10 protein-coding genes are annotated in these 12,553 nt (G+C 46.5%); 2 read left to right on the forward strand and 8 right to left on the reverse strand.

The window, feature by feature from the left end; translation table 11 throughout:
- Window positions 1–42: 42 nt before the first annotated feature.
- The 3 genes from lepB to ACTHR7_RS00825 all read right to left on the reverse strand — a co-directional run bounded on the left by lepB (window position 43) and on the right by ACTHR7_RS00825 (window position 3,689).
- The gene (lepB, locus tag ACTHR7_RS00815; RefSeq protein WP_070813866.1) at window positions 43–1,062 is read right to left on the reverse strand and encodes a signal peptidase I; all 1,020 of its coding nucleotides are present in this window, start codon (window positions 1,060–1,062) and stop codon (window positions 43–45) included.
- Complete coding sequence (lepA, locus tag ACTHR7_RS00820; protein ID WP_070813865.1) at window positions 1,062–2,855, reverse strand: translation elongation factor 4; 1,794 nt, start codon at window positions 2,853–2,855, stop codon at window positions 1,062–1,064. The genes lepB and lepA overlap by 1 nt, the downstream gene beginning before the upstream one ends.
- A 132-nt stretch (window positions 2,856–2,987) precedes the next feature.
- Window positions 2,988–3,689, reverse strand: a complete 702-nt coding sequence (locus ACTHR7_RS00825; protein WP_049328596.1) for a 5'-methylthioadenosine/adenosylhomocysteine nucleosidase — start codon at window positions 3,687–3,689, stop codon at window positions 2,988–2,990.
- A 203-nt stretch (window positions 3,690–3,892) separates the two neighbouring features.
- Here ACTHR7_RS00825 and ACTHR7_RS00830 point away from each other — a divergent pair, with 203 nt between their 5' ends.
- Complete coding sequence (locus ACTHR7_RS00830) at window positions 3,893–5,023, forward strand: PilT/PilU family type 4a pilus ATPase (protein WP_293206974.1); 1,131 nt, start codon at window positions 3,893–3,895, stop codon at window positions 5,021–5,023.
- A gap of 74 nt (window positions 5,024–5,097) precedes the next feature.
- On the opposite strand, the gene ACTHR7_RS00835 is transcribed toward ACTHR7_RS00830, so the two are convergent.
- The 5 genes from ACTHR7_RS00835 to ACTHR7_RS00855 all read right to left on the reverse strand — a co-directional run bounded on the left by ACTHR7_RS00835 (window position 5,098) and on the right by ACTHR7_RS00855 (window position 10,074).
- Window positions 5,098–6,504 (reverse strand): dihydrolipoyl dehydrogenase, encoded by a 1,407-nt coding sequence (locus ACTHR7_RS00835; protein ID WP_070584122.1) that lies wholly within the window; start codon window positions 6,502–6,504, stop codon window positions 5,098–5,100.
- 253 nt (window positions 6,505–6,757) lie between these two features.
- Window positions 6,758–7,495, reverse strand: a complete 738-nt coding sequence (locus ACTHR7_RS00840) for a redoxin family protein (RefSeq protein ID WP_003747251.1) — start codon at window positions 7,493–7,495, stop codon at window positions 6,758–6,760.
- A gap of 188 nt (window positions 7,496–7,683) precedes the next feature.
- Entirely contained in the window at window positions 7,684–8,469 is a 786-nt protein-coding gene (locus ACTHR7_RS00845; RefSeq protein ID WP_070712523.1) for a 1-acylglycerol-3-phosphate O-acyltransferase, read from the reverse strand.
- 64 nt (window positions 8,470–8,533) lie between these two features.
- Entirely contained in the window at window positions 8,534–9,361 is an 828-nt protein-coding gene (gene mutM / locus ACTHR7_RS00850; protein ID WP_070712751.1) for a bifunctional DNA-formamidopyrimidine glycosylase/DNA-(apurinic or apyrimidinic site) lyase, read from the reverse strand.
- A gap of 53 nt (window positions 9,362–9,414) precedes the next feature.
- Window positions 9,415–10,074, reverse strand: a complete 660-nt coding sequence (locus ACTHR7_RS00855) for a class I SAM-dependent methyltransferase (RefSeq protein ID WP_440370153.1) — start codon at window positions 10,072–10,074, stop codon at window positions 9,415–9,417.
- 156 nt (window positions 10,075–10,230) lie between these two features.
- On the opposite strand from ACTHR7_RS00855, the gene ACTHR7_RS00860 reads away from it, so the two are divergent.
- Entirely contained in the window at window positions 10,231–12,339 is a 2,109-nt protein-coding gene (locus ACTHR7_RS00860; protein WP_440370154.1) for a LysM peptidoglycan-binding domain-containing protein, read from the forward strand.
- The last annotated feature ends 214 nt before the right edge of the window (window positions 12,340–12,553 follow it).

A 12,553-nucleotide genomic window follows, 5' to 3' on the forward strand; every position in this document is an offset into this window, starting at 1 on the left:
CCGTCTGAAAAATTTCAGACGGCCTTTTAATCTGTTTATTGCTTATTGGATGCTGGTACCGATACGGCTGAGTTCGCCAAAGTTCATCCAAACAAAGAAGGCTTTACCAACGATCAGTTTGTCATCAACAAATCCCCAATAACGGGAGTCGGCGCTGTTGTCGCGGTTGTCGCCCATCGCGAAATAACGGCCTTCGGGAACTTTACAGATAAAGCCATTGCCGTCTTCTGCGTATTCGCAATTTTCCAAACCGCTTGTTTCAAGCGAGTAATTGCTTTCAGGCATTACTTCGGAGGTGTATTTGTTCAATACGGCAATAGATACGGAAGGCTGACCGGCCTCTTTGATAACGTCAAAATTTTTGCCGTTTAAGGCCGTCTGAAAACGCTCAAGTGTATGAATCATAGACGGATCGGTATCATCTGCGTATTGATAATTGCCGTTTGGTTTTTCGGGAATAATTTCACCGTTAACAGTCAAAACCTTATCACGGTACTCCACAACGTCGCCCGGGATACCGACGATACGTTTGATGTAATTCATCTCAGGCTGGAGCGGATAATTGAACACCACGACATCGCCTCGGGCAATATTGCCGACAGGGATAATGACCTTATTCAAAATCGGCAGGCGGATACCGTAAGAGAATTTGTTCACCAAAATAAAATCGCCTTTGACCAAGCCCGGACGCATGGAGCTGGACGGAATTTGGAACGGCTCGGCAATAAAGCTGCGTAAGACAAAGATAACCAAGATGATGGGAAAAAAACCGCCCATGTAGTCGGTAAAATGCGCATTGTCTTCGCCGGCCTCACTTTTTTTCAGACGGCCTTTATGAATTGCCCAAACAATACCGGTGAACACGACAAACACCAGCAATACGGCGGTAAAGCTCATAAATTCGGACAAAATACCGAATACGCCGACCATGCACAGGAGATAACTCCATTGCAGGCCGGAGCTCCATTCGCCGTTTTCCTGACGCTCTTTACTGCTTTTGAAGTTAAGGACCAAGCCGGCCAGCAGTACAACGATTGCGCCTAAAGTCAGATTTATACTCATTATTTATCACTCACTTGCAGAATCGCCAAGAATGCGCTTTGCGGGATTTCCACATTGCCCACTTGTTTCATGCGGCGCTTACCTGCTTTTTGTTTTTCAAGAAGTTTTTTCTTACGCGTAATATCGCCGCCGTAACATTTCGCCAAAACGTTTTTACGCAGGGCTTTGACGTTTTCACGGGCGATAATCTGACTGCCGATGGCGGCCTGTACGGCAATATCAAACATCTGGCGCGGAATCAGTTCACGCATTTTTGCTGCCAGCTCACGACCGCGGTGAACGGCGCTTTGACGGTGGACAATCAGGCTCAAGGCATCGACTTTTTCGCCGTTGACCATGATGTCGAGCTTAATCAAATCAGACGGTTGGAACTCTTTGAAATGGTAATCCAACGAAGCATAGCCGCGCGAAGTCGATTTAAGCTTATCGAAGAAATCCATTACAACTTCGTTCATCGGCAAATCATAAGTCAGCATGACTTGACGGCCCATGTATTGCATATTGACCTGAACACCGCGCTTTTGGTTACACAAAGTCATGACGTTGCCGACATATTCCTGCGGCACAAGAATGGTCGCGGTAATAATCGGCTCGAGAATGGTTTCGATGCTGCCGATGTCGGGCAGTTTGGACGGGTTTTCGACTTCGATTTTCTCGCCGCTTTTCAACACGACTTCGTAAACCACCGTTGGCGCGGTGGTAATCAAATCCATGTCGAACTCGCGCTCCAAACGTTCCTGCACGATTTCCAAATGCAACAGGCCCAAGAAGCCGCAACGGAAACCGAAGCCTAATGCCTGGGAAACTTCAGGTTCAAATTTCAACGAAGCATCGTTCAGTTGCAATTTTTCCAAAGCATCGCGCAAGGCTTCATAGTCGTGGCTTTCCACGGGATAGAGGCCCGCAAATACTTGGCTTTGTACTTCTTGGAAACCGGGCAGCGGCTCAGAGGCAGGGTTGGCAACCAAAGTAACCGTATCGCCGACTTTTGCCTGTCCCAATTCTTTCACGCCGGTAATCAAAAAGCCCACTTCGCCGGCTTTGAGTTCTTGTTTTTGAACCGATTTCGGCGTGAATACACCCAGTTGCTCAACCTGCGTTTCCGCCTTGGTGCTCATAAAGCGCACTTTGTCTTTCAGCTTGATGGTGCCGTTTTTCACACGAATCAACATGACCACGCCGACGTAGTTGTCAAACCATGAATCAACAATCACCGCTTGCAACGGTGCATTTTCATCGCCGGTCGGCGCAGGGATTTTGGCAACGATTTCTTCCAAAACGTCTTCCACGCCAATACCGCTTTTTGCAGAACATTGCACCGCACCAACGGCATCAATGCCGATAATGTCTTCAATTTCCTGCTCCACGCGATCGGGTTCTGCGGCAGGCAAGTCGATTTTGTTCAAAACGGGCACAACTTCCACGCCCAAATCAATCGCGGTATAGCAGTTCGCCACGGTTTGCGCTTCTACACCTTGGGACGCATCGACCACCAAAAGCGCGCCTTCGCAAGCTGACAGCGAACGGGAAACTTCATAAGAGAAGTCAACGTGTCCCGGAGTATCAATCAGGTTGAGCTGATACACCTGCCCGTCGCGTGCTTTATAGTTGAGCGCGGCGGTTTGCGCTTTAATGGTAATACCGCGCTCTTTTTCGATGTCCATGGAGTCGAGCACCTGCGTACTCATTTCGCGCAAATCCAAACCGCCGCAGTATTGGATAAAACGGTCGGCAAGCGTCGATTTACCGTGGTCGATGTGGGCAATAATGGAGAAATTCCGTATGTTTTTCATATTGTTATTAAGATAAATGCAATTAAAGTCGGAAAGGCCGTCTGAAAAAACAGGGATTCGGTTTTCAGACGGCCTTAGAATAAGGTTGAATCGTTCCGTATTCTAACGGAAATTCAACGTTTCTGCATGATTTTATAGCGATTTGACAATCTCGGTTACCATCTTCGCCGAGCTGACGGCAGCCGTTTTCAAAAACTCTTCAAAGCTGATGTCCGCTTTCTCATCGGCCGAATCGGATACCGCGCGAATAATCACAAACGGCACTTCCAACTGGTAACAAGTCTGCGCAATCGCCGCAGCTTCCATTTCCACTGCTTTTACTTCTGGGAAATGGCTGCGGATTTCCGCGACACCTTCGCTGCTGTGCACAAAACGGTCGCCACTGACAATCAGGCCTTGCGTGACAGCCGCTCCGTCAAACACTTGCGCCGCCTTTTCTGCTTGGCGAATCAAGTTTGAATCCGATGCAAACACGGCAGGAAGTTGCGGTACTTGTCCCCAAACATAACCAAAAGCCGTTACGTCAACATCGTGATGCGCCACAGTTTCGCCGATGACCACATCACCGACCTTCAGGCCCTTGCCCAAACCGCCTGCACTGCCGGTATTGATGACGCAATCCGGTGCAAACTGATGAATGACCCAAGAAGTCGAAACCGCCGCATTGACTTTACCGATACCGCTCAAAACCAATACCATACGTTTTCCGGCCAATTCACCTTCATACGCCGAGAATTTACCGAAGGACACATGCTTGACATTGGTCATGCTTTCACGCAAAAGCTCGATTTCCTGTTCCATTGCGCCGACCACGGCAATTGTTTGTACTGACATCTCGTTACCTTTCCATTCACTAATCGGGCAACATTATAACAGCAGAATTTAAAATCACAGGGATACTGAAAAATCTGCTATATTCCCAGAACGACACCCAATTTAAAACAGATTGATGCTCTAGCTAGCAATCAGCAAATAATGATTGCCTCTGTTATAATTACTATAGATAAAATAACTCTATTTTAAATACCTAAATTCTTATGTTTAACGAAAATACTCCGGGCGCAAAAGAAGAATTGTTCGCTTGGCTACGCCATATGAACAAATACAAAGGCTCCGACCTTTTCATTACCACCAATTTCCCGCCGGCCATGAAAGTGGACGGTAAAATTACGCGACTGAGCGATGAGCCGCTGAGTGCTGAAAAATGTATGGAAATCGCTTTTTCGATTATGTCTTCCAAACAGATCGAAGAATTTTCTTCCACCAACGAATGCAACTTCGCCATCAGCCTGCCCGATACCAGCCGCTTCCGTGTCAATGCCATGGTTCAACGCGGTGCAACTGCTTTGGTGTTCCGCTCCATTACCAGCAATATACCGAAATTTGAAACGCTCAATCTGCCCCCTATTCTGAAAGACATTGCCCTCAGAAAACGCGGCCTGATTATTTTTGTCGGCGGTACAGGTTCGGGCAAGTCCACTTCCCTCGCCTCCCTTATCGACTATCGAAACGAAAACAGCTTCGACCACATCATTACCATTGAAGACCCGATTGAGTTTATCCACCAACACAAAAACTGCATCATCACCCAACGTGAAATCGGCGTAGATACCGAAAATTGGCCGATTGCGCTGAAAAACACCCTGCGCCAAGCGCCGGATGTTATCTTGATTGGCGAAATCCGCGACCGCGAAACCATGGACTACGCGATTGCCTTCGCGGAAACCGGCCATTTGTGTATGGCGACACTGCACGCCAACAGCACCAACCAAGCACTCGACCGCATCATCAACTTCTTCCCCGAAGAGCGCCGTACCCAGTTGCTGACCGACTTATCACTCAACCTGCAAGCCTTTATTTCACAACGACTGATTCCCCGTGAAAGCGGACGGGGTCGTGTGGCGGCGGTTGAAGTTTTGCTCAATTCGCCAATTATTGCCGACTTGATTCAAAAAGGCGAAGTCCACAACATCAAAGAAATGATGAAAAAATCAACCGGCATGGGCATGATCACTTTTGACCAAGCTTTGTATGATTTATATGAAAACGGCGATATCAGCTATCAAGACGCTATTAAAAATGCCGACTCCGCCCATGATTTACGCTTAGATATTCAATTACGAAGCCGTCGTGCACAAAATGCCGGTCCGGATTTAGAATTGATTTAACAGCTTCCAAGCATAAAAAAAGGCCGTCTGAAACCTCACTACGAGTTTCAGACGGCCTTTATTCCATCAAATAATCAAGCCTGTTTCAATTTTGCATCGGCATCACGCAATGCAGTACGCAGACCTTCCTCGATAACCGGATGGTAGAACGGCATATCCAGCATTTGCGGAATCGTCATCTTCATTTGATGCGCCCAAGCCATCAAGTGTGCCAAATGTTCGGCAGCAGGGCCGACAACTTCCGCACCAATGAAACGGCCGGTCGCTTTCTCAGCATACAAACGCATATGGCCTTTGTTTACCAACATAACGCGGCTGCGGCCTTGGTTTCGGAAGGAAACTTCTCCGATGACAAACTCATCAGGTTGATATTTTGCCGCAACTTGCGCATATTTCAAACCGATAGTGGCAATTTGCGGACTGGTGAATACCACGCCGATTACGCTACGGCGCAAACCGCCCTCAACATTCGGGAAAATAGCGGCATTGTGACCGGCAATTTTGCCTTGGTCGGAAGCTTCATGCAACAGAGGCAATTGATTGGACGCATCGCCTGCGATGAAGATGTGCGGAATGCTGGTTTGCATGGTCAACGGATCGGCAACAGGCACACCACGCGCATCTTTTTCGATATTCAGGTTTTCCAAACCGATATTGTCTACGTTCGGACGGCGACCGGCGGCAGCCAAAGCATATTCGGCATGGAACACACCTTTTTCGCCATCTTGTTCCCAATGAACTTCAACATTACCTTCAGCATCCAGTTTGACTTCGGTTTTGGCATCCAAATGCAAAGTCAACTCTTCACCAAAAACGGTTTTGGCTTCTTCAGCGACAACAGGATCGGAAATACCGCCAATGGCACCAGCCACGCCAAAAATTTCAACTTTTACGCCCAAACGGTGCAAAGCCTGACCCAACTCTAAGCCGATTACGCCAGGACCGAATACGGCCACACTCTTAGGCAGGGTATCCCAAGAGAAAACATCATCGTTCACAATCAAGCGATCGCCCAAAACTTCCCACTGAGGGAAAATCACAGGGCGCGAACCTGTGGCAATCACAAAACTTTTTGCAGTAATTTGAGTGTGGTCATCGATTTGGACGGTGTGTTCGTCAACAAATTTTGCCGTACCCATAATACGCTTGTCGGCAGGCCACTCTTCTACATCGCTGACTACAAAACCGACAAAACGGTCGCGTTCGGACTTCACTCGATGCATGACTTCTTCGCCGTTTACCGTTACGCTGTCTTTATCCAAATGCACGCCAAACGGATCAGTATGCAGAGCATGATGGCGCGCTTCCGCAGCCGCAATCAGCAATTTGGACGGCATACAGCCGACACGCGCACAAGTTGTTCCGAATACATTGTTTTCAATCAGGTAAACATTGTCTGTTTGAAGTCGGGCATTGCGAAATGCGCCCATACCGGCTGTACCGCCACCCAGCACTACCACATCTGCTTGAATCTTTTTCATATTTTATCCTTACTGTCTATATCCAAACCGATATTGCCATCAGGTTATCCGTTTTCAGACGGCCTAAACTTCATAAACTATCAAAATTTAAAAATTAATAGTCAATACCTAAATATCGATTTAAAACAATAATCTCAAATTCTATTTGTAAATATAGAGTTATTCAGAACGCCGATTTGCAAACGTCGTCTGAATAACTCTATATTTGGGTCTTTCAGACGGCTTTTTCAAGCCGTCTTAAGCATACAGGCAATTAGTTTTTAGCCAAGTAAGCTTCCAAGTCTTCGCTGCCGCCGATGTATTTACCGCCGATGAATACTTGAGGAGCAGTCATCTTGCCGGTAATAGCGCGTACGGAAGTAACAGTTGCATCTTTGCCCAATACGATTTCTTCGTAAGACAAGCCTTTGTCTTGCAGCGCTTTTTTAGCTTTAGCGCAGAATTGGCAGCCAGGTTTGGTGAAGATGGCAACAGACTCTTGAGCTTTCCAGTCAGGAGCAATGTATTTCAACATAGTGTCAGCGTCAGACACTTTGAAAGGATCGCCTGGTTCTTCAGGTTCGATAAACATTTTTTCAACCACGCCGTCGTTAACCAGCATGGAGTAACGCCAAGAGCGTTTGCCGAAGCCCAAGTCTTCTTTGCCAACCAACATGCCCATGCCTTCAGTGAATTCACCGTTGCCATCAGGGATCATGTAAATGTTGTCGGCTTCTTCTTCAGCAGCCCAAGCGTTCATTACGAAAGTGTCGTTTACAGATACGCAGTAGATTGCGTCAACACCGTTTTCTTTGAACGCACCAAACAATTCGTTGTAGCGTGGCAGGTGAGAAGAAGAGCAAGTTGGAGTAAATGCGCCAGGCAGAGAAAACACGACTACTTTTTTGCCTTTGAACAAATCATCAGTAGAAACATCTTTCCAAGTGTCGCCAACGCGAGTGCGGAATACTACGGAAGGTACTTTTTGACCGGTACGATCTTGCAAAGCCATTTTTAAGCTCCTTAAAAATTCGGGTTTGAGAAATGAATCAATGCTTGCATTCTAATGCAGGCCCATCGATTTGTATAATTTATAGTTCAAATAATATTAATTACATCAAACTATCAATTCAATTAAACCGAAAACAGCTATTCCTCTAAATGAAGGCTATCTGAAATAAAACAAGTGCCTGACTGAAATTATTTTTTAGGTAAGGGCTGAACGGGAGAATCCGAAGCCACAATTTCACCGATGGCTGTTTCCGCAATATCCTTCAAAGCATAGCGGTCTTTATCAGGCATATCTGTCGATTTGTACTGAGGCGAGAAATCCAAGCGGATACAGATTTTCTTCATAGAAACAATGCGCCATAAAGATTGAAGCAGGTTTACCTCCGCATAGGATGGCAGAACCGTCCGTTGTCCTTCGTCATCATAATATCGCAAAGTTACCGCCTGAATCGGCGCTTTCGCATCAATAGCCGATTGGAACAGGGCAGCTTTAAACGGCAAAATACCCAAGCCGGAAGAAGTACGCGCCTCAGGGAAGAAGCTGACATTCTGCCCTGCTTTCAATGCTGCACAAATCGCCTGATTAATCGGCTCGATATCTCGGCGGGAATTGCGGTTGATAAACACCGTGCCGGCATTTTTACCCATTTTTCCCAAAACCGGCCAACCGCTGATTTCCTGCTTGGCAATAAAACTGCTCGGATAAACGGCGCTCATGGCAAAAATATCCAACCAAGACACATGATTGGCTACCACCAAAGTACCACTCACATTTCCTTGAGGCGGTACGCCGATTTCCAATTCGATATCCAAAGCATCCAATGCGCCTTTTCCCAAAACAACCACCGCATGATTGCGTTCCTCTGCATTATTGCCATCGATGGCACGCAAATTCCGACCGGTTCGGAACAACCAAGCCGCCAAACGGCAAAGTCGGCTCAGACGTTTAAAAAAAGGAGCTTTTTGTTTAGACATAAAATTTCTTCTGTATTGTGTTCATTATGTTCAGACAGCCTCTGACATTTAAGGCCGTCTGAAACTATTTCTGGCAATTTGGACAATAAAATGTTCCACGCTGCCCCAAAGTTTCTTTAAAAATCAACCCGCCACATTGGACACAAGGCTCATTGTGGCGGCCATAGACCGTATATTCCTGCTGAAAGTAGCCGCTTTTGCCATCGCTATTGACAAAGTCCCGCAGCGTACTGCCGCCCGTTGCAATCGCCCTTTGCAGAACCGCTTTAACGGTTTCCACCAATAATACGCATTCTTTCTTGGTCAGCTTATTCGCCGGACGCAATGGCGAAATACCTGCCTTAAACAGACTTTCATTCGCATAAATATTACCGACACCAACCACCACTGCATTATCCATCAGCGCTAATTTGACTGCACGCTTTTGGTTTTTCAATTTCTGATACAGGTAATTTGCATTAAAATCATCCGAGAGCGGCTCCGGCCCCAGTTTTTCCAACAGCGGATGATGCTCGGCAATACCCTCATACCACAACACCGCACCAAATTTACGCGGATCGTGATAACGCAATACGGTACCGTCATCAAATGCAAAATCTAAATGATCATGTTTATCCGGCGTGGCGATGCGCTCATCATCGGCGGTAAAAATCCGCAAACTGCCGGACATACCCAAATGCATAAGTAAAATACCCGTTTCAAAAGTAACAATCAAATACTTCGCACGCCGGTTGCATGCCAAAACTTTGCGCCCGGCCAAAATTTGCGCCAAGTTCGGATGGATAGGCCATCTCAATTTAAACTGGCGAATAATGACTTTTTCTATCTTTTTGCCATCAATATGCGGCGCGATTCCGCGTAAAGTCGTTTCCACCTCAGGTAATTCAGGCATCATTATTCTCCAAATTCATCATTATCCATCATTATATATAGGTCGTCTGAAAACTATTCGGCCAAACGTGCCGTACTTAAAGCAACCGTATTGCCATCAAATGCAGATTCCAATTCAGGCAAAGGATGGACACCAATCAAATGTTTTGTTAAAACCACACCATACACCGCCGCACACTGCGGCCACCACCTATCCCCTGCCTTTTCCATAAACTGCCAAAATTTCAAAGCAGATGATGAATTCACAGCAGGCAGATAATCCATAAACTGCCCATATTCCATTTCAAAACCAATAGCGGCAGTTTTTCGTTTCAACTCAGCCAGAGCCAAGCATTGAGATTTCATAGGCAGTCTTTTGCCATCAAACCACGAGCTCAACCCCCACAAAGATTTAGGGTTAAACCCCGTCAAAATCAACCTACCCTCGGGTTTTAATATCCTAAATGCTTCTTGCAACACCAAATCGGCAGTTGAAATTTCCAAAAGATGGGGCATCAATAACACATCCACGGAATGCGTTTCAAATGCCAACATTTCAGCATCCATCCGCACATCGTGCGGCACCACAATCATATTTTCAGACGGCCTCTGCCATATGCCGCCCAATTGAACCACCACTTGGCCATTCAAATATTGCAAATGCCGTCTGAAAAAATCCTCCTCTTTTTGAGCAAGATATTGCCCCATTGGCGTTTGCATAAAAAAAGTTTCCATTAAATGCTCCCCTATGCATCCCGACTTGTGTGACAGAATTTTAACACCACGACCACATCATACACGCAAATTCCCTGCCCGACTTGACGTTTGAATGCTGAAACGATACCATCGAAGGGACAAAATTTTATTATATATTTGATAACTCTATTTACTATGGCAAAACTAAAAACCATCGTTCTGACCGTTTCAAGCCTGTCGGCAGTTTCCGCCACAGCCTACGCGCAAAACGCTACGCCCAACCAAGTCGGCATGGCAATGATGCGCCTCAACTCTTCCCTGCTCGACCAAGCCAAAGCACAAACCTTCGGCTCTGGTAGCTTGTGGGCATCCTTACGTAAAGACTTCCGTATTAACGAAGTCAACACAGAACTGGTTCGCCGCCATGAAAACAAATTTGCTGCAAACAGTGCATATTTCGACCGCACCATCTCCCGCAGCAAACCTTATATGTACCATATTGCCAATGAAGTTAAAAAACGCAATATGCCCGCCGAAATCGCTTTGCTGCCTTTCATTGAAAGCGCATTTGTAACCAAAGCCAAATCACACGTCGGCGCATCCGGCCTGTGGCAATTTATGCCGGCTACCGGCCGCCACTTCGGCTTGGAAAAAACGCCTTTGTATGACGGCCGCCACGACGTTTACGCTGCTACCGATGCCGCATTAAACTACCTGCAATACTTGCACAATATGTTCGGCGACTGGTCTTTGGCCCTTGCCGCTTACAACTGGGGTGAAGGTAACGTCGGTCGCGCCGTAAACCGTGCCCGCGCGCAAGGTTTGGAGCCGACATACGAAAACCTGCGTATGCCGAACGAAACACGCAACTACGTTCCCAAACTTTTGGCCGTCCGCAATATCGTCGCCAATCCGCAAACTTTCGGCATGAATATCAGCGAAATCAGCAATCAGCCGTATTTCAAATCTGTCAGCATCGACAAACCTATTGATAACAGCACAATCGCTCGTTTTGCAAACATCAGCGAAAGCGAACTGTTGGCACTCAACCCAGGTTTCAATGCCCCGGTATTTATCCCTAAAAATAATCGTCGTCTGTTATTACCGGTTTCTGCGGTTTCCGCATTTGAGAAGAACTACCGCAATGCCAATCCAGATACCCTGATGTCTTGGGATATTTATACTTCTTTGGGCAACAAAAAACTTAATGCCATCGCCAACGATACCGGCATGAGCGTAGCCGAACTCAAGCGCCTCAATGGCCTGAGCGGTAGCGCCATTTCTGAAGGCCGCAGCATTTTAGTGGCTAAAAACTCAGCTATCCAAAGCCAAGACATTATTAACTTTATTGACAAAGACAATACGCCGGATACTTACCAATCCAATATGCCGGCCATGTCTCCGATTATTGCTTCCAACGTAGCAGAACCGGTTAAAGTCGCTCAAACTACCGTGACCAATATTGTTGCACCTGTTGTTCCTCAGTCCACTAAACCGGTTGACTTTATTGCACACAGCAAAACTGAAAACGTTACTTCCGTAGCGGTAACAGAAACCAAAGAGCAGCCTCAAGTTGCAAGTATAGAAATGACCGCCCCAGTTGTAGCCATGGTCCATACTGCTATTGAGCCTGCTACCACAAATGTTGCAGAAGCACCCAAAGCGGCTATCCCTGCCGACTTGACTGCACCGACTGTTGCCGCAAACAATGTAGCCCCTTCTCCAGCAGTTGAATCTGTTGCTGCTGCGCCGGTTCAAGAAGAGCATGATGACCTGATGGCTTTGGTACAAAGCCGACCTGCAGAGGAACCTGCAGCGACTGTTGCTGAAGCGACTCCTGAAACCAAACAAGTTCAAACTGTTGTCACTGCTGAAAACGCTCGTACAGAACGTATCGCAGCCAATACCGTTAAACAACAAAGCCGAATCAATGCACGTCTTGCCCGTGTAAGTGGTCAACAAAACACACAAACTGCAGCACTTGCAGCAGGCACACACCGTGTGGAAGATGGCGATACGCTGTTTAACATCTCCAAACGTTACAACTTAAGCGTAGCCGATTTGATTATTGCCAACAACATCAAAGGCAACAATATCAAAAAAGGCCAAATCCTCCGTGTTACAGCTGCTCCGGCAAAAGTCCGCGGCAACCCGATTCAAAACGTTTCCTACACTGTACGCAAAGGCGATACTTTGAACACCATTGCCAGCCGTTTCAATGTTGATGTTAATGATATTCGTCGTTGGAACCGCAATACCCGTACTGTGACCCCTGGTCAACGTTTGAAACTGATTGGTAGCTAATACTTGCTTCAAAACAAAGGCCGTCTGAAATATTCAGACGGCCTTTTTCTTTATGATAAATAATCAATTCAATTTTTAAAAACAAAATAGCTATATAAGCATCTGTTCAATAACTACCACATAGAAAAAAGAGTGTGCAAAAACACACTCTTTTTCAAACAGATTGCCATCAAATTCTACTCTTAACACCTGCATTCAAACATATAAATCCTGT

This window comes from Neisseria sp. P0007.S010 (genome assembly GCF_051962875.1).
GTDB classification, from domain to species: domain Bacteria; phylum Pseudomonadota; class Gammaproteobacteria; order Burkholderiales; family Neisseriaceae; genus Neisseria; species Neisseria subflava_A.